Origin of the sequence: Marinobacter bohaiensis (assembly GCF_003258515.1) — a bacterium.
GTDB lineage: Bacteria > Pseudomonadota > Gammaproteobacteria > Pseudomonadales > Oleiphilaceae > Marinobacter_A > Marinobacter_A bohaiensis.
Window position 1 is genome coordinate 2156763 of record NZ_QGEH01000001.1, and the last position, 18287, is coordinate 2175049.

The 18287-nt window shown below is 54.9% G+C and carries 12 protein-coding genes; 7 read left to right on the plus strand and 5 right to left on the minus strand.

Annotated elements, in window-relative coordinates:
* Nucleotide 1: 1 nt before the first annotated feature.
* The 5 genes from DKK67_RS09720 to DKK67_RS09740 form a co-directional block, all read right to left on the minus strand.
* The gene (locus DKK67_RS09720) at nucleotides 2-208 is read right to left on the minus strand and encodes a tail protein X (RefSeq protein ID WP_111496156.1); all 207 of its coding nucleotides are present in this window, start codon (nucleotides 206-208) and stop codon (nucleotides 2-4) included.
* Complete coding sequence (locus DKK67_RS09725) at nucleotides 208-669, minus strand: head completion/stabilization protein (protein WP_111496157.1); 462 nt, start codon at nucleotides 667-669, stop codon at nucleotides 208-210. Before DKK67_RS09725 ends, DKK67_RS09720 begins: the two co-directional genes overlap by 1 nt.
* Nucleotides 670-772: 103 nt before the next feature.
* Nucleotides 773-1609, minus strand: a complete 837-nt coding sequence (gene gpM / locus DKK67_RS09730) for a phage terminase small subunit (RefSeq protein ID WP_111496158.1) — start codon at nucleotides 1607-1609, stop codon at nucleotides 773-775.
* A gap of 9 nt (nucleotides 1610-1618) precedes the next feature.
* Nucleotides 1619-2626, minus strand: a complete 1008-nt coding sequence (locus DKK67_RS09735; protein WP_111496159.1) for a phage major capsid protein, P2 family — start codon at nucleotides 2624-2626, stop codon at nucleotides 1619-1621.
* 13 nt (nucleotides 2627-2639) lie between these two features.
* Entirely contained in the window at nucleotides 2640-3467 is an 828-nt protein-coding gene (locus DKK67_RS09740) for a GPO family capsid scaffolding protein (protein WP_111496160.1), read from the minus strand.
* A gap of 162 nt (nucleotides 3468-3629) precedes the next feature.
* On the opposite strand from DKK67_RS09740, the gene DKK67_RS09745 reads away from it, so the two are divergent.
* From DKK67_RS09745 to DKK67_RS09775, 7 genes are all read left to right on the plus strand, one after another.
* The gene (locus DKK67_RS09745) at nucleotides 3630-5393 is read left to right on the plus strand and encodes a terminase large subunit domain-containing protein (protein WP_111496161.1); all 1764 of its coding nucleotides are present in this window, start codon (nucleotides 3630-3632) and stop codon (nucleotides 5391-5393) included.
* A complete protein-coding gene (locus DKK67_RS09750) occupies nucleotides 5393-6376 on the plus strand; it encodes a phage portal protein (protein ID WP_111496162.1) in 984 nt (327 codons plus the stop codon). Before DKK67_RS09745 ends, DKK67_RS09750 begins: the two co-directional genes overlap by 1 nt.
* A 1735-nt stretch (nucleotides 6377-8111) precedes the next feature.
* On the plus strand, nucleotides 8112-10535 hold the full coding sequence (locus DKK67_RS09755; RefSeq protein ID WP_111496163.1) for a type I restriction-modification system subunit M: 2424 nt from the start codon (nucleotides 8112-8114) through the stop codon (nucleotides 10533-10535).
* A 6-nt stretch (nucleotides 10536-10541) separates the two neighbouring features.
* Nucleotides 10542-11852, plus strand: coding sequence for a restriction endonuclease subunit S (locus tag DKK67_RS09760; protein ID WP_204355761.1), 1311 nt, complete (start codon nucleotides 10542-10544; stop codon nucleotides 11850-11852).
* 6 nt (nucleotides 11853-11858) lie between these two features.
* On the plus strand, nucleotides 11859-13262 hold the full coding sequence (locus DKK67_RS09765; protein WP_111496165.1) for a DUF262 domain-containing protein: 1404 nt from the start codon (nucleotides 11859-11861) through the stop codon (nucleotides 13260-13262).
* Nucleotides 13259-15265 (plus strand): DUF262 domain-containing protein, encoded by a 2007-nt coding sequence (locus DKK67_RS09770; RefSeq protein ID WP_111496166.1) that lies wholly within the window; start codon nucleotides 13259-13261, stop codon nucleotides 15263-15265. Before DKK67_RS09765 ends, DKK67_RS09770 begins: the two co-directional genes overlap by 4 nt.
* Nucleotides 15246-18269 carry a type I restriction endonuclease subunit R gene (locus tag DKK67_RS09775; RefSeq protein WP_111496167.1) on the plus strand — a complete coding sequence of 1008 codons (3024 nt, stop codon included), beginning with the start codon at nucleotides 15246-15248 and terminating at the stop codon, nucleotides 18267-18269. The genes DKK67_RS09770 and DKK67_RS09775 overlap by 20 nt, the downstream gene beginning before the upstream one ends.
* The last annotated feature ends 18 nt before the right edge of the window (nucleotides 18270-18287 follow it).

Here is an 18287-nt window from a genome sequence, read left to right on the forward strand (position 1 = left end):
GTCACTCCCAGAGTTGAACGGTGGATTTGGTGGGTTGGGCCGCTACGGCCGGCATCCGGATCACCGTTCCTGTTGGCAGGATGGGGCCCAGATCAGAAAGGCCGGGATTTGCGGCAAGAATGTCTTCGGTGACGCCGGCGGTGTATCCGTAGTAGCGAAAGCAGACCCGATCGACGGTGTCGCCCTGAATGGTTCGAACCTCGTCCATCAGATCAGCTCCACGGTGGTGCGATTGGCGCCCCGGATATCGGATAGCGCCCACGCAGCATCACGCCGGAGATCATTACCGGTGATATCCATGGCATCCGCCTGGTCATGACCATTACCCGTGGCGTCGTAATCCCGGTACCGCTCGATGAGGTTGGCTTTTGCCAGGCACCAGACAGCGCGAAGGTACAACCGAACGTTGGTCCCCAATGGCTGCCAGTCGGCGTCCGGTACGTCCTCCAAAGCATCGAACCCCAGATCCCTCTGGGATTGCATGTACTCGGCCAGCGACCGGTTGGCATCGAACATCGCTGCCTCGAGGGCATGCTGCGCTCGCTCATCGGTGACAGTGCCGTCCAGACGCATCGAGTCCCGGAACTCCTGGAGGTTCAGGTCGGGGAAAAACGCTGCGTTGGTGATGATGATGGGCTCGGTGGTGCCACCGGCTGCGATCAGGCTCATACTGCCTCCGGGTGAAGGCGGTGGACGGGGCCGTAGAGCTTCCGGCGTGGCCTTGGCTCAGGGCCCCGTGCCGCCTGGCGTCGGGGTGCCGACTCGGGTCCGGTTATTGGCCGGAATTCTTAAGTTCCTTTTTCAGGCGCTCGATGTCCTTCTTCACGCCTATCTTGTCGTTCAGCTTCAGGGCCCGCTCGTAGCAGGCGAGCGCGCCGGATGGACCGCCGATGTTATCCAGAATGGAACCTTCAGCCTTGAAAAGCTTCGCCTTTACCTGGTCGTGCATGTCCGCATTCTCGAACAGTGCACGGCAGCGCTGAACCTGTGCCAGAACCGCTTCCTGGTTCTCGGCTTCCTTGTCCATTTTCAATGCGAAGTCGGCGACCTCCTCGGCGACGAGTGTCGCGGTGGTCCGCTGGTACCGGTCCGGCGTTTCCAATCCGTGGTTTGCAGCGTACTCGGCGATATCCATGGCTGTTTCCAGCTCACCTACATCCAGGTACCAGACCATCAGGGTCATCAGCACATCGTCCTGCTGGCCTTTGCCACCTTCCAGAACGCCCTGAACGTAGCTTTCATAGTTCGGCAGCAGTTCCCGCTTGGCTTCGATCTTGCGCTCGATGCTCTGGATATCAGACAGGCGCCGGACGTCCTCGATGATGGCTGCCTTGTGGAGCTCGTAGGCGTCACCCTGGGGCCGGGCCGGTGTGGACTGTGAGGCCTCAGCCTTCGCCCGGGCACGGTCGAAGTGCTTTCGGGCAGGGCTGGGTCGGGGTTTGCCCCCTTCGCCACGGTTGTAGGGGTTGAGCCGCTCCTTGGCCGGGGCTTCTGCCCGTTCCTGGTCTTTGGCCTCGGCCTCCTGCTGGGCCTTTTTCAGATTCTCGGCCGCAGCCGCCTCACGGGCGGCGCGGATCTGTTCATAGCGCTTCTTCGCTGGGCTGACCATCAGTCCCCCTTACACCTGCGTGATGTTTTCAACGACTGCGCCGGCACCGAAATCCTCGATCACGTAGGCATCGTTGGAAGACTCGAAGTTCTCGATGCGGTTACGGCGCGGGTTGTCGATGATGTGACGGCGGCGTCCACCCTGCTGCCAGTAAATGGAAAGGTTCTCCAGGGTGGTGATCATCAGGGTGCCATCCGGAATGTAAGGCACCTGAATGCCCTGCAGGCCGCCGATGCGCTTCTGGCTCACCAGCAGATCCAGTGCCTGCTGCTCAGTCGGGGCGTTGGACTGGTTGATCAGCGGGAAGTACTTGTCGGACATCAGGGTGCGGCCGACCAGAACCACCATGTCCGGGCTCTCGCGGTACCAGGGATCGACCATGCTGTTCAGCACGTCGAACACCAGGGCGTCCAGGTTCTTGTAGTCTCCTGTGTCGCCGATGGTTACCTGGCCAGAGGCGGCGGCCACTTCAGTCAGGACGCGCTCCGGTGACTGCTCGCGATAGTGCTGCAGCCAGCCTTTGTTCACGTCCTGCAGGAGCGGGTTTGTAACTCGATCAGTAGCAGCTGCAGCGCTGGTACCGTTCCAACCGATCATGATGCGGTCGAGGGCCTGCTGGCGAACGATGGCATCGCGCAGCATGGCCTGGAAGTTCGGGAACTTCGCCCAGGCATCGATTTTGGAGTAGGGCACGGCGGTGTCGAATTCGGTCAGGAAACACTCGTAGCCATTGCCAGTGGTGTCGCTGACGTCGGACGGGGTCCGATCGTTGGCGCTGACGTCGGTACGGCCGGCGATGGTGGAGCCCACGCCCAGGCCAACCTTCTCGCCTTTGATTTCATCCACACCGATCATGTTGATCCGGCTCAGGAAGTCGCTGGACTCCTGCATGCGACGTTCCAGCGTTTGCTGGACGGTGGGAGTGACCGCGAAGGTCTCGGCGGCGGATTCGACGCCGTTCAGCTCCGCAATCCGACGACGGAGCTGGTTGAACTGTACTCGGGATTCATTGCGCATAGTCTGACTTCCTTCAGCAGTCGGTGAGGATTGCGTTTTCGCCACCGGTGGCGGGCGGACGCTGGCTGTGGTTGTGGGGTGACTTCTCCAGCTGGGTTTTCAGTTCGTTGAACTGCTGTTCCAGTGCTTCATGGTCCTTCTTCAGCTGGGTGTAATTGCCCTGAGTTTTCTCCAGTTCGCCCCGCAGCTCCTGTGCTTCGGTTACGAACAGGCCCAGGGTGCTTTCCAGGTCCTTCTTGAAGTCGGCGAACTTGGCGGCGCCGGCTTCCCGGTGTTTGGTGAACAGGGCCTTCACCTTGTCGAAAAGGCTGGACTCCTCCGGATCGCTTCCGGATTCGCCAGATGCTTCCTCGCTGAAATCGAACTCGGTTTCCAGGGCCGCGGTGAACAGGTTTTCAGGGCGCTGCTTCCGGGCGTTGAGCGGGTTGGCCTTGGCTGTGGCGCTGAACTGCAGCATTTCGGTACCGAGAGAAGCGGGGGAATCGGTAACGGCCAGGCCAACCAGGTAGGCTTCGCCGGTGTCGGAGAACTCCGGATCCACCTCGATGGAGGTGTAGATCTTCTGGCGATCCTTGTTCATGGTGATCAGGTCCTGGGTGGGCTCGATCTCGGCGTAGAGCTCCAGCTTTCCATCGGCGTTTTCTTCCGTGCGAACGGCATGAACATCACCCAGGGCTTTGAACGGGCCATCGGCGAACATTCCGCGCATGTGCTCCAGCCAAACCCGGGCACCGTACTTCTGCGGGTTGAAGTTCTTGGCCATCTGCTCGATCCACGCCCGGCTGATAGCCCGGCCATCGGTAGTGGCGCCTTCGGTGGCCACTCGGAACCATTTTTTCATGTTGCCTCTCCAGTGCCTGTTGGGCGATGCTTACTCAGTTGTCGTGCAAGTGCCCTCAGATTCGTGGGAAGGGCATTCAATGCCAACCTGCCGCCTTTGTATCGCCACACTTCACAAAACACCGCACGCTGAACCCTCGCGCGCAGCCTTTACGCTGGCTGCATGGATAAAGTCGTCGAATCGGAATACAGAGAACAGTTCGTCTCCGCCCGCACTCTGCTGTGGATGGGGTGGCGACCTTCGCGCATCGCGGAGCACCTGGATGTCAGCCCGCAGCTGATCAACGCCTGGCGAAAGCGGTTCAAGTGGGACGACGCGCCACCGATGGAGCGGGTGGAGAGCTCGCTGGAATCGCGCATGATCCAGTTGATTTTCAAGGACCCGAAGGAAGGGAAGGATTACAAGGAAATCGACCTTCTGGGGCGCCAGTTTGAGCGCCTGGCCAGGGTGCACAAGTACGAGGAGACAGGGCGGGAATCGGATCTGAACCCGAAGATCCAGGAGCGGAACCGGGCACCCAGGAAGGCGAAGAACGATATCGGCGAGGAAGGTCTGGAACTCATAGAGAAGGCCTTCGATGAGTCGCTTTTCGACTATCAGCACAAGTGGAAAGTGGCGGGCCTTACCCAGCGGATACGGAACATTCTGAAGTCACGGCAGATCGGTGCAACCTGGTACTTTGCCCGGGAAGCGATCGTGGATGCGTTCCACACGGGCAAGAACAAGATCTTCCTCAGTGCCTCGAAGGCCCAGGCTCATGTTTTCCGGCAGTACATCGTCCAGTTCATCAAGGACACTTGCGGGGTTGAGCTCCGGGGCGATCCGCTGGTGCTGCCCAATGGCGCGACCCTTTATTTTCTCGGTACCAACGTCCGGACCGCCCAGAGTTACCACGGCGATCTGTACATGGATGAGTACTTCTGGATCCAGAACTTCCAGGAGTTCCGGAAGGTGGCCTCCGGCATGGCCATGCACAAGAAGTGGAGCCAGACCTACTTTTCCACACCGTCTGCAATCACCCACGATGCCTATCCGTTCTGGACCGGCGAGCTGTTCAACAAGCGCCGCGCCAAGGATAAGCGGGTGAGCATCGATACTTCCCACGCTGCGCTGGCCAACGGCATGGCCTGCGGCGATGGCCAATGGCGCCAGATCGTCACGGTGGAAGACGCCATGGCCGGTGGGTGCGACCTGTTCGATATCGACCAGCTGCGCCTCGAGTACTCCGATGATGAATACGCGAACCTGCTGATGTGCCAGTTTGTGGACGACACCCATGCCGTGTTCCCGCTCGCCAAGCTGCAGCGCTGCATGGTGGACAGCTGGGTTGAGTGGCGGGACCTGAAACCATACACCGATCGGCCACTCGGAGATGGTGCGGTCTGGATCGGTTACGACCCAGCAGGCGGTAGCGAGGATGGCGACGGAGCCGGGGTTGCCGTGGTGTCTCCATCGAGATCCAACCTCAAGCCTCACCGTGTGATCGAGAAGCAGCGTTTCCGGGGCCTGGACTATGAGCAGCAGGCTGAGGAGATCCGCAAGCTCACCCATCGCTACAACGTGGCCTACATCGGGATCGATACGACCGGCCTGGGTGAAGCGGTCGCCGAATTGGTGGAGAAGTTCTTCCCAGCCGTAACCCGGTTCAACTACAGCCCGGATGTGAAGGCCCGCCTGGTAATCAAAACCCAGAACATCATCGACCGCGGCCGGCTCCAGTTCGATGCCGGCTGGAGCGATATGGCCCAGAGCTTCATGGCGATCCGCCGCGGGATGACAGATTCCCAACGCCACATCACCTACAAATCCGGCCGTCGTGAAGATACTGGCCACGCCGATCTGGCGTGGGCGGTTATGCACGCATTGGCAAACGAACCCCTCGAAGGGCCAACCGAGAAAGGTGGCAGCATGATGGAGATTTATTGATGAGCAAACCCCACGTTGAAGCTTTCACCTTCGGTGACCCGGTACCGGTGATGGACCGGTACGACATGCTCTACACCGGCTGCTGGATGGCTGGCATGGACTACTACGAACCGCCGGTGGATCAGTCGGCGCTGGCCAAGTCCTACCGGGCAACCGCTCACCATGGCAGTGCTCTCCAGGTGAAACGGAACATCCTGGTGAAATCGTTCCAGCCGACGGAATATCTCAGCCGGCAGGACTTCTCCCGCATGGCGCTGGATTACCTGGTGTTCGGCAACCTCTACGGTGAACAGATCGAGAACCGGCTCGGCAACTTGGTGCGGATCCGGCCCGCACTTGCCAAGTATTGCCGCCGTGGCGTTGAGGAGGATCAGTACTGGTGGGTGCACGATTGGGAGCAGAAGCAGGAGTTTCCTCGAGGGAGCATTGTTCACCTGATGGAGCCCGACATTGACCAGGAGCTCTATGGCGTTCCGGATTACATCGGATCCCTACAATCGGCCTGGTTGAACGAGAGCGCCACGCTGTTTCGCCGGAAGTACTACCAGAATGGCAGCCACGCCGGGTTCATCATGTACATGACCGATCCGGCTCAGAAGCAAGAAGACATCGATGCCCTTCGCAAGGCCCTGCGGGAAAGCAAGGGGCCGGGCAACTTCAAGAACCTGTTCATGTATGCCCCGAACGGGAAGAAAGACGGCATGCAGGTGATCCCGGTCAGTGAAGTCGCGGCCAAGGATGAGTTCTGGAACATCAAGAACGCCACCCGTGACGACCAGTTGGCCGGCCATCGTGTGCCGCCTCAGCTTATGGGCATCATTCCGACCAACACCAGCGGCTTCGGTGATTCGGAAAAGGCCGCCCGAGTGTTCGCAGCTAACGAACTGGAGCCACTGCAGGAGCGGCTGCTGGAAATGAACGACATCGTGGGCAGGGAAGTGATCCGCTTCCGGCCCTACAGCCTGGGCGAACCCAGCGCCTGAACCTCTTTCGACGACTGCGTCAGCGTTTGGCCACCTTCGGGTGGTCTTTTTTTGTGCCCGAGATCTGCCACCCCCCCGGTAGGGGTGCTCACACCCGAAGCTCGCGGTCACCCCGCCCCGCCTGCGCGCTCTTGGTACCGAGGTTTTTCAACGGCCAGGAATTTCAAACGCGGCATGACTTCTAAGTCATTGATTAGTGGTATACCAGATGCTGAGAAGTAGGGGGGGCTTCGGAAAAGTGTAACAACGTAACAAGGCCTAAAAACGGCTTATAGGTGACTGAAATTATTAGGTAAAACCTGTTACACCCAAAGTGCAACAAAACGTAACGCAAATGCTACATTGTTGATTTTATTAGGGTAGGGAGTCGCAACTTGTTACGTTCAGTAAGTGTAACAACGTTACGTTTTCACCTTCAAAAGTGTAACAAGTAATTATCAATAAAATCAGATAGCTATAAGCAAATATTACACTTATTACAGTTGTTACACTTTTCCGAAGCACTCCTACATTCTGATCCAGCCTGCCCAACGCGCATGCACACACGCGCGTATATCACTCAAAATATCCGCGCTCTTATAAACGGAAATGCTGAGATCCTGGCTGCGTGAAAGTGAGAGGTGAGCGGGGCAGTCGTTGCCGGTCCAGGGACTCCGTGACCGCCGGTACAACGTCGACAACGCTATCGTATGTTATTGATAACTGGGGATCTGAATGTGCGCTTGTGAGCGCTAAGAAACGGAGGGGGAAAGCCGTAACGTACTGTTTTGAAATGAATAACGTGAATCAGCCGTGGGGCGCTGCAACTCCGTGTACGCCGGTTCGATTCCGACCCGCGCCTCCAATTTTTATTGAAATCTGAAGCAATAGCTTACCTCTTGAATCTTCGAAACGGCCTAGTGGTGGCGGTTGCATTCGTCACGTCAAGGGCGAGGTCTCCAGCCATCGCTAAAGAAACCTTCAGTAGCACCAAGAACGAGATCCGACTAGAGTCAGCTCCAGCGTTGGATATGAGGTGAATCCAAAAACCACCTCCAAGCATGAACCCGCGCGATACTCCCCATTTTTATTCCCACGCCATTGAGCTCATGTTATCGCTGCACAGGAATTGCTTTCTGGTCACACGTAAATTCTGGTAAAAAGTCGTCCCTTAGAATTCTAGAGAGTTTGGTTTACCTTTACTGTGAGCTTCAGGGTCTTGAAGTTAAAAGCTAAAAATAAGTTGCTAACGCGACTAGTGGGTCTGGGTTGTAAACCGGCCTCGAAGCTCAGGCAGATAGAATGTGGTAGCCGGAAACAGTAGTCGACCAGTAAACACCGTTTGCCGTTGGCTAGACAGCCCATATTGCGGCCAGAGTAGATAGCCAGGAAATACCGTTACCGCACGGTGAATTGATTGCGAGCTCAGCGCTCCTGAACAAGAATTTGGCTTTCCGGCTGAGGTAGGGCGTGAAACCTAGTCAGGGCGGGGGATTCTGAGCACTCGACATTTCTCGCTTCGACCAACACGTTGAAATGCGCTTCATCCACCGGAATGGGCTAAATGATTTACATTGCCCGTGTGGAAAAACGCAAAGGTTAGGGCTAGCCAATAAGCCTGAATGCTTCAAAATTTTCACCAATCCGCGAAATAGAGCATGTGACAATGCTTGCTGAGCGTGTTTTAGCCTGAATCAGCGCCGGGCATTGCTTTCCGCCGAAACTAATTAAAGAGAAGCCGTAAACAGGGAACCGAATGGACCATAGCGTACACAATAAACTCGTTTCATTTATCTGGAATATCGCCGACGACTGCCTGCGCGACGTGTATGTGCGAGGAAAGTACCGTGACGTCATACTGCCGATGGTGGTATTGCGTCGCCTGGATACCTTGCTGGAGCCCACCAAAAAAGCCGTTCTGGACGAGGTCCGATACCAGAAGGAGGAGATGGAATCCACTGAGTTGGACGAAGAACCACTCAAAGAAGCTTCCGGCTATGTGTTCTACAACGTCTCCAAGTGGACGCTCACCAGCCTGTACAACACCGCCACCAATAATCGGCAGATCCTGCTGGCAAACTTCGAGGAATACCTCAACGGTTTCAGCCCCAACGTCCATGAAATCATCGAGCGGTTCGAGCTGAAGAGTAAAATCCAGCACATGGCCCACAAGGACGTGCTGTTGGATGTGGTGGAGAAGTTCGTCTCGCCGAAAATCAACCTCACCCCCAACGACACCGTGGACCCGGATGGCTACAAACTACCTGCGCTATCCAACCTGGGCATGGGTTATGTGTTTGAAGAGCTGATTCGCAAGTTCAATGAGGAAAATAACGAAGAGGCCGGGGAACACTTCACTCCGCGGGAAGTGATCGAGCTGATGACCCACCTGGTGTTTGATCCCATCAAGAATGACTTGCCGCTCACTCTCACTGTGTACGACCCGGCCTGTGGCAGCGGTGGCATGCTCACCGAATCGCAAAACTTCATTGAAGAGAAATATCCCTCCGACAACAGGGATATTTACCTCTACGGCAAGGAAATCAACGACGAAACCTACGCCATCTGTAAATCCGACATGATGATCAAGGGCAACAACCCGGAAAACATCAAGGTCGGCTCCACCCTGTCCACCGATGAGTTCGCCTCCAGCCGTTTCGACTTCATGCTCTCCAACCCGCCCTACGGCAAAAGCTGGGCCTCGGAACAGAAGCACATCAAGGATGGCGGCGACGTGATCGACCCGCGCTTCAAGATCAAGCTCCGGGACTACTGGGGCAATGAAGAAGACTGCGACGCCACCCCGCGCTCCAGCGATGGCCAACTGCTGTTCCTCATGGAAATGGTCAGCAAGATGAAGGACCCGGCCAGTGGCTCCAAGGGCAGTCGTATCGCCTCGGTCCACAACGGCTCCAGCCTGTTCACCGGCGATGCCGGCGGCGGCGAAAGCAACATCCGCCGCTACCTGATCGAGAACGACTGGCTGGAAGCCATCGTCCAGTTGCCCAACAACCTGTTCTACAACACCGGCATAACCACCTATATCTGGGTGTTGAACAACAACAAGCCGGAACCGCGCCGTGGCAAGGTGCAGTTGATCGATGCCAGCCTGCTGTACCGCAAGCTGCGCAAGAACCTGGGCAACAAGAACTGCGAATTCGCCCCGGAGCATATCGAGGCAATCACCCGCACCTACCTGGACTGCGCCGCCATCGAGCGGGAGTCGGATGACAACAACGATCCCGTCGACATCGCCAGCCAGGTATTCCGCAACGAAGACTTCGGTTACCACAAGGTCACCATCGAACGCCCGGACCGCCGCAAGGCCCAGTTCTCCGAAGAGCGCATTGCCGGTCTGCGCTTCGACAAGCAGATCAGCGAAGTCATGGAGTACCTCTATGCCGAACACGGCGACAAGGTCTACGACAAGAGCGGTCACGGCAAGGACAATAAACAAAGCTTCCTGAAAAGTATCGAAAAGCCGGTCATGGCCTGGTGTGAAGACAACGACATCAGCCTCAACACCAAGGCCAAAACAAAGCTGCTGGACGTTAAACGCTGGGACAGCCTCAAGGCTCTGGTGGAAACCGCCCGTGAACTCATGGCCGCCATTGGTGAGGGCGAGTTCAACGACTTCAACCAGTTCAAGCAGCAGGTAGACGTCGAACTTGAGGCCAGAAAGATCAAGCTCTCCGCCACCGAGAAGAACGCCATTCTCAATGCTGTGAGCTGGTACGACGAAACCGCCGAAAAGGTGGTCAAGAAAGTCGTCAAAATCAATGGTGACAAGCTGGATGAACTGCTGCACCGGTACGACTGCACCCAGGATCAACTACCGGACTACGGCCTGTATCCCACCGGTAAAGCCAATGAATACCTCACCTACGAGCCGTGCTCGGACCTGCGCGACAGCGAATCCATCCCCCTGCTCAAGGACGGCGACAAGCAAGCCATCCACAACTATTTCCAGGAAGAAGTGAAGCCCCATGTGGAAGAATCCTGGATCAACCTGGATTCCACCAAGATCGGCTACGAAATCAGCTTCAACAAATACTTCTACCGCCACAAACCGCTTCGTTCACTGGAAGAGGTCGCCCAGGACATTATCAGTCTGGAGCAGAAATCGGAGGGACTGATTGCACAGATTTTGGGTGTGGATGTTCAGCAGGTGCAGGGGTAAGTGGTGATGTTGAGTATTGCTGAATTTCCAAAGTATGAGGCGTACAAAGACTCCAAGATGACATGGGTGTCAGAATTTCCAGAGTCTTGGAGGATCGAAAAAGGGAAGTGGCTATTCAGTCGAGCTGAGCGACCTGTTCGAAGTGAGGATGAAATTGTCACATGCTTTCGCGACGGAGTGGTAACGCTGAGGAAGAATCGCCGTACTGAAGGTTTCACCAACGCGATGAAAGAACATGGCTACCAGGGAATCAGGAAAGGTGATCTCGTCATACATGCCATGGACGCCTTTGCGGGTGCTATTGGAGTATCTGATTCCGATGGAAAATCAACTCCGGTCTATGCTGCTTGTGTTCCAAGAAATAAAGGAGAGGTGCTCCCCGAGTTTTATGCCTACTTTTTGCGGGATATGGCTCTTTCAGGGTTTGTGGCTTCTTTGGCCAAAGGAATAAGAGAAAGGTCTACTGACTTCAGATTTAATGACTTCGCCAATCTTGATCTTCCAGTTCCGTTGTTTGAAGAGCAAAGGATAATCGCTAAATTCCTCGACAAAAAAACCACCCAAATCGACGAAGCCATTGCCATCAAAGAGCAGCAGATCGCCCTGCTGAAAGAGCGCAAGCAAATCATTATCCAAAAAACCGTCACCCAGGGCCTTGATCCCAATGTGCCCATGAAAGATTCCGGCGTCGACTGGGTTGGGGAGATTCCGGCTCATTGGGAGGTTCGTAGAGGGAAATATATATTCAAGAAGGAGTCTAGGCCGGTGAGAGGGTGCGATGAAGTGGTTACATGTTTCAGGGATGGCCAAGTTACATTGCGATCGAATAGGAGGTCAGATGGCTTCACTTTTGCTATCAAGGAGCACGGCTATCAGGGGGTGAGAAAGGGGGACTTGGTTATCCATGCGATGGATGCGTTCGCGGGCGCTATCGGTGTTTCTGACTCTGATGGGAAGTCGAGTCCAGTTTATGCCGTATGTAGGCCCTTCGATAGGGCCCAAGTTAATTCAAAATATTATGCTTTATATCTAAGAAATTTAGCGTTGAATGGGTTTATAGAATCTTTAGCGAAAGGGATTAGAGAGCGATCTACAGATTTTAGGTTCAAGGACTTTTCAGAGTTGTTTCTTCCTGTTCCAGATTTATTAACTCAGGACCAGGTGGTCGAGGAAATCGAAAAAAACCATGCAGTTATTGATGCTGCGATTAGTGAACTTCTGAAGCAAATAATCAAAGTTGTGGAGTATAGAAGTACTTTAATCAACAGCGCCGTCACCGGAAAAATCCGAATCACACCCGATATGGTGGAGGCCTGATCCAGCATGACTGTACAGGTCGCCACGTGCAGCGCTGCCCAGCTCTTCTCTGAACGTTTGCATCCAGAGTCATCGTCCAGCGCCAATACCATTATCACCAGCGATAACGAGACGGTGGCAGGAGCGCTGACCATCCCTGAATACCAGCGCCCCTATTGCTGGCGGGACAAGCAACTGGCGGGTTTGCTTCAGGATATCTCGTCGCACACCCAGCGAAAGGCCGAACTGCCTTATTATTTGGGCAGCCTGATCCTGCATCAGGAAGGCGATAAGCTGAATATCATCGATGGCCAGCAGCGCATTACCACCCTGGCGCTGATGGGCTGCCTACTGGATTCCGACCCGTTGAGCATCGGCGGCCTGGTCTACGAACACCCCATCAGCCAACAGCAGATCAAGCATAACCTCCAGTGGCTCCGCGACCGTCTGGATCGGGTGCGGAACTGGATCGACTTCAACAAGCTGCAATTCACCCTGGTAATTACCCAGTCCGAAGACGATGCCTACCGCTTCTTTGAAACCCAGAACACCGGCGGCGTGCGGCTGGGCGGGCCGGATATCATCAAGGCGCATCACCTGCGGGCGATTGATAACAAATCGCTCCAGCCACAGTTTGCCCGGCAGTGGGAGGCCATGGGCAAACTGGACAGCACCGTCAGCGCCTTGTTGAAAGGCCGCTTCTGGCAAAGTGTGAAGCCTCGAGAGCTGCCGTCCCACAACCAGAAGAAGCTGATCCGTGACTGTATTGTGGACGAATTGGCGCAGGCTACCGGTGATGGCGACGACGTCGCCTATGGCCGCATCCGTCGTCAGGTCGGCCTGGCGGGCGAGATCAGCCAGCAGACGGACCAGCAGGGCTACGAGGTGCGCCAGCCGCTGAATGCCGGCATCAACAGCATCCGCTACCTGGCCTATTTTAAGGAGTTGCACCAACGCTACTGGCAGCAGCCAGACCTGCCGCATCTGCCTGGCTATCAGCAGTTTGTGCAATGGCTGAAAGATCTGGGTGGGTGTGGTTACCTGGAAAAACTCTACGAAGCCTGCCTGCTGCTCTATATTAGCCAGTTCGGCGAAAACCAACTGGAGCAGGCCGCCAAAAAGCTGTTCCGGGTGGTGTATTCCCGCCGGGTCAGTAATCAGAAATCCGTGCGGGAAAATTCCATCCCTTCCTTCATTGGCAAGTATCCCGTACTGGACTGGATTGCCGCCAGTTATACCCCGGCACAGTGCTTTGCCTTTCTCGACGCTTTTGAGTTGAAGGTGGACCCCAGCAATCTGGACAAGAACAGCGTGAAGCAGCGGTTTGTGAAAGCTGTCTGCGAGCAATTCGAGCTTGGGCTGGAGGTCAGTGAGTATGCAAAGGGATTTGCCCCAGCCTTGAACCAGAAAGTAGCCGGAGTGCAGCGATGACGGCAGCAGTTGAGCATCAGGTAAGGACAGAAGTGCTGACGCTGGAAAAAGTCAGCAACGCTGCCATGGGCTTTGTGATACCGAGCTACCAGCGTCCCTATGTGTGGAGTGATGAGGATGTGATCAAGCTCTTTGGTGACATTCGGGATGCCTTTGGCGCCAAAGAGCCGCATTACTTTATCGGCAGCGTACTGTCAGCGCAGCATGATGTGAATGGCTCGAAGGTGTACGAGCTTATTGATGGTCAGCAGCGCACCACCACCCTGATGTTGCTGTCACTGGCCTTCAAAGCGGCCGATGTGCAATCGCAACTGGCCGACGCCTCCGTACTGGGTGACCAGCCGAGGCTCCGCTTCGAGATCCGTAATGCGGTGGGCAATCTGCTGGGCAGCTACGCGGGCCTGGAGCGCATGGCCCGCCCCGGCCCGGATGCCATCAAGAATGATCCTTACCTTACCCATCTGGATGCGAACCTGCGCGTGCTCAAACAGCAGGTAGAGAAGTTGTCCGAAAGCGATAAGTTCAGCCGTGAAGGGTTTGCCGATTACATCTTTAGGAAGGTGAGCTGGATCAACAATATTGTCCCGGAGAGCATGGACCTCAATCGCCTGTTCGCGAGCATGAACACGGCAGGTATTCAGCTGGAGCCGGTGGACCTGTTGAAAGCCAAGCTGTTCCGCAAGATCACTACTGAGACGCCCCTGTACAGCGCCATCTGGCAGGCCTGCGAGCACATGGAGAACTACTTCGAACGCAATCTCCGCCAGTTGTTCCCCAATGCGAACTGGAATGCGATTGAGTACAAAGACTTGAGTGCCTATGAGCGCAGGTTCTTTGAGTCCAATGTAGGTGGAAGCGTTGAAGGTGAGAGTAAAGCGTCTGGAATGACACTGCTACACCTGCTCGATGAGGTCAAGGCGGGCAGGACAGCCGACAACGTTAAACCGAAAGAAGAAAACGACACCGAGGAAAGCATTGAAGACGAAACCGTCTACTGTCGTTCAATCGTGGGTTTTGATCTGCTGTTGATTCATGCATTTCGAGTGTTCTGCGTCAGAAAAGGTTGGCCGGATATTGAAGCCCGTATCAAGGCCACCAACCTGATGGCGTGTTTTGAGCGCCTCCTCAGCAAAGACGAAGCGGATATCAAGGCGTTTATCCAGACGCTGTGGCAGGTGCGTTATCAATTCGATACCCAGGTGGTGAAGTGGGTAGAGCACGATGACAGCGAAGACCCGCAGTTGCGACTGACCAACATCAGCCGCTCGCCCTCCAGTGGGAAGTATTACATCAACCGCAGTGCTCGGGAGCTGGGAGCGCAGGCCCAGTTGCAGGCAGTGCGTAACTTCACCGGCGACCGTTCCGCCCATTACTGGCTAACGGCGCTGCTCGCTCGGCTGGTGGAACAACCCGGCATGAGCGATGAAGACGTATTGTATGTAATGGAAAAGCTGGATAACCAGCTCTCGCTGACCACCGAAACCCAGAAAGAAGCCAGCTTCAGAATTGCCAAAGGCGAAGTGCCCGCAACAGAGAGTTGGGCTTCCATCCAAACTTATCTCAACAGTGCCCAGGGCACCGGCTTTGAGCATTACTGGTTCCAGAAACTGGAGTATTTGCTCTGGAAGCAGGGCGACAAGAGCGATGAAAAGCTCAGGCGATACCGAATTACCTCCAAGAACTCCGTGGAGCATGTGCATCCTCAGCATGAGGAATACAGAAAAGCCATATCCGAAACGGCGCTGGATGCTTTTGGCAACCTGGTACTGTTAAGTCCGGGCGAAAACTCCTCTTACAGTAACCAGACGGTTGGCAAGAAACGGGAAGATTTCCGAGGCAAGCTCCGCTATGACTCTTTGAAGCTCAAAGCCATCTTTGAGTTTTACGATCAGGCTGACGGGGTATGGGGTGAGGAGCAGATCGCCGAACATCAGGAACGCATGATTGCACTGCTGGAAAAACATTACAGGCAAGGAGGGGAGTATGGTCAGCCAAACCAATGAGCGGGCGTTGGAAGCTGCCATCGAGCAGGGATTAACGGGCATGACCACAGAGGCCATCATGCAGGCTGGCAAGGTAAAAGAGACCCCGGCGGATGATCTGGTAGCCAGTAATGGTTTTCGGCTTGGGCTGCCGATGGACTTCAATGCCCACTACGCCATCGATGAAAAGCAGTTCTGGCAGTTTCTCGAGCAGACTCAGCAAAAAGAGCTGGGCAAACTCAAAAAACACAATCCCACCGACTGGGATCGCAAGCTTCTTGAGCGTTATGACCGACTCATCAAGAAACATGGCATTCTGCATCTGCTCAAAAAGGGGCTGGCGGTGGATGATGCCCATTTCCATCTAATGTACCCCGCTCCGCTCGCTAGCAGCAGTGAGAAGGTGAAACAGAACTTTTTGAGCAATATCTTCAGTTGTACCCGGCAGGTCCGCTATTCCTTAGCCAATCCGCTGCACGAAATTGACATGGTGCTGTTCGTGAATGGTATACCACTGGTGACGATGGAGCTGAAGAACGCCTGGACCGGGCAGACCGCCCGTTACCATGGCCAGAAGCAGTATCGTGAAAGCCGGGATATCCATCAGCCGCTGCTGCATTTCGCACGCTGTCTGGTCCACATGGCCGTGGATACGGACGAGGTCTACATGACCACCAAGCTGGACGGGAAAGCGACCTATTTCCTGCCGTTCAACAAGGGCCATAACCACGGAAAGGGCAACCCGCCCAACCCCAACGGGCACAAAAGTGCGTACCTGTGGCAGGAAGTATTTACCAAAGACAGCCTGGCCAACATTATCCAGCATTTCGTGCGTCTGGATGGCAGCAGCAAGGACCCACTGCGAAAGCGGACGCTGTTCTTCCCGCGCTATCACCAGATGGATGTAGTGCGCAGGCTGGTTGCCCATGCAGAAGCGCATGGTGTGGGCCACACCTATCTGATTCAACATTCTGCCGGTTCGGGGAAATCCAACTCGATTACCTGGGCCGCCTATCAGCTGATCGAGACTTACCCGGACACTGCTGAGGCTGCTGGCGGCAAAGCGATGGATCAGCCGCTGTTCGATTCCGTGATTGTAGTGACCGATCGGCGACTTCTGGACAGGCAGATACGGGACAACATCAAGGAGTTTTCCGAGGTAAAGAACATTGTCGCGCCGGCTTTTAAATCGTCAGAGCTGAAAAGCGCGCTTGAAAGCGGTAAGAAAATCATCATTACCACCATCCAGAAATTCCCGTTCATTGTGGACGGAATCGAGGATCTGGGTGACAAGCGCTTTGCCGTGATCATTGATGAGGCACATAGCTCCCAGTCAGGTACCGCGCACGACAACATGAACCGGGCTATGGGACAGGACGATGACGAGGACGATCAGGACAAGATCCTGAAAGCCATGCGCTCGCGCAAAATGCGAGGGAATGCCTCCTATTTGGCGTTCACCGCGACGCCCAAGAACACCACCCTGGAAAAGTTCGGCGAGAAGCAGGCGGATGGTAGCTACAAAGAGTTCCACCTGTATTCCATGAAACAGGCCATTGAGGAAGGCTTTATTCTTGATGTGTTGGCCAATTACACCACCTATAAGGGCTACTATGAGATTGAAAAATCCATAGCCGAAAACCCCTTATTCGATACCAAGAAGGCCCAGAAGAAGCTGCGTGCCTATGTGGAACGTAGCCAGCAGACCATTGATACCAAAGCGGAGATTATGCTTGAGCACTTCATTCCACAGGTGGTGAATGCAAAGAAGCTCAAGGCCAAGGGCATGGTGGTGACTCAGAATATCGAGACCGCGATTCGCTATCACAAGGCCATCAGTCGGCTGTTAGAAAAGAATGGCAACCCGTTCAAGGCTCTTGTGGCTTTCTCGGGCACGAAGGAAGTGGATGGTATCGAGTATACCGAAGCCGAGATCAACGGCTTCTCAGATAACGATACTAAAGACAAGTTTGATACGGACGAATATCGCCTGCTGGTGGTAGCCAACAAGTACCTCACCGGTTTTGATCAGCCAAAGCTCTGTGCCATGTATGTGGACAAGAAGCTGGCCTCAGTGATGTGTGTGCAGACCCTGTCACGCCTTAATCGTTCCGCGCCCAAGTTGGGTAAGAAAACGGAAGATCTGTTCATTCTTGATTTCTTCAATTCCACGGACGATATCAAAACCGCTTTTGATCCGTTTTATACCGCCACATCCCTGTCTGGCGCCACGGATGTGAATGTACTCCATGAGCTCAAGGATGCGATGGATGAGGCGGGCGTCTATGAATGGTACGAAGTCGAGGATTTCGTAAAGCGCTATTTCAATGGTGAGGACGCCCAGACCCTGAGCCCAATTATTGATGTGGCGGCATCGCGGTTCGAGCATGAGCTGGATCTGGACGATGATGAGAAAGTTGATTTCAAGATCAAGGCTAAGCAGTACGTGAAGATATACGGGCAGATGGCATCAATCCTGCCGTACGAGATTGTGGCTTGGGAAAAGCTATTCTGGTTTCTGAAATTCCTCGTACCTAAGCTGAAGGTGAAAGACCCGGATTCCGATTCAATTGATGAGCTTCTGGAGTCAGTAGACCTTAGTTCCTACGGTCTGCAGAGGGTCAAACTGAATCAGGCGATTAACTTGGATCAGGAAGATACAGAGTTGGATCCTCAGAATCCCAATCCGCGAGGCGCGTATGACGGGGAGAAACAGCTGGACCCTCTGGACGATATTGTCCGCTCGTTTAATGAGCGCTGGTTTCAAGGTTGGAGCGCCACACCTGAAGAGCAGAAGGTCAAATTCATAAACATTGCCGAAAGTATCAAACAACATCCTGATTTTGAGAGCAAATATCAAAACAATCCTGACCCCCATAATAGGGAGTTGGCATTCGAGAAAATTCTAAAAGAAGTCATGCTACGTAGAAGGAAGGACGAGCTGGAATTGTATAAATTGTTTGCCGGGGATGGGGCTTTCAAAGCTGCGTGGATGCAGAGTATGCAGCGAATGATAGATAAGTAGATTGGTATGCGATTCCGA

What these genes read in the sequence shown, in the direction of transcription:
- DKK67_RS09765 (WP_111496165.1), top strand. Translation starts at nt 11,859, where the DNA reads ATGACTGTACAGGTCGCCACGTGCAGCGCTGCCCAGCTCTTCTCTGAA.
- DKK67_RS09760 (WP_204355761.1), top strand. Translation starts at nt 10,542, where the DNA reads ATGTTGAGTATTGCTGAATTTCCAAAGTATGAGGCGTACAAAGACTCC.
- DKK67_RS09775 (WP_111496167.1), top strand. Translation starts at nt 15,246, where the DNA reads ATGGTCAGCCAAACCAATGAGCGGGCGTTGGAAGCTGCCATCGAGCAG.
- DKK67_RS09770 (WP_111496166.1), top strand. Translation starts at nt 13,259, where the DNA reads ATGACGGCAGCAGTTGAGCATCAGGTAAGGACAGAAGTGCTGACGCTG.
- DKK67_RS09755 (WP_111496163.1), top strand. Translation starts at nt 8,112, where the DNA reads ATGGACCATAGCGTACACAATAAACTCGTTTCATTTATCTGGAATATC.
- DKK67_RS09735 (WP_111496159.1), bottom strand. Translation starts at nt 2,626, where the DNA reads ATGCGCAATGAATCCCGAGTACAGTTCAACCAGCTCCGTCGTCGGATT.
- DKK67_RS09720 (WP_111496156.1), bottom strand. Translation starts at nt 208, where the DNA reads ATGGACGAGGTTCGAACCATTCAGGGCGACACCGTCGATCGGGTCTGC.
- DKK67_RS09750 (WP_111496162.1), top strand. Translation starts at nt 5,393, where the DNA reads ATGAGCAAACCCCACGTTGAAGCTTTCACCTTCGGTGACCCGGTACCG.
- DKK67_RS09740 (WP_111496160.1), bottom strand. Translation starts at nt 3,467, where the DNA reads ATGAAAAAATGGTTCCGAGTGGCCACCGAAGGCGCCACTACCGATGGC.
- DKK67_RS09725 (WP_111496157.1), bottom strand. Translation starts at nt 669, where the DNA reads ATGAGCCTGATCGCAGCCGGTGGCACCACCGAGCCCATCATCATCACC.
- DKK67_RS09745 (WP_111496161.1), top strand. Translation starts at nt 3,630, where the DNA reads ATGGATAAAGTCGTCGAATCGGAATACAGAGAACAGTTCGTCTCCGCC.
- gpM (WP_111496158.1), bottom strand. Translation starts at nt 1,609, where the DNA reads ATGGTCAGCCCAGCGAAGAAGCGCTATGAACAGATCCGCGCCGCCCGT.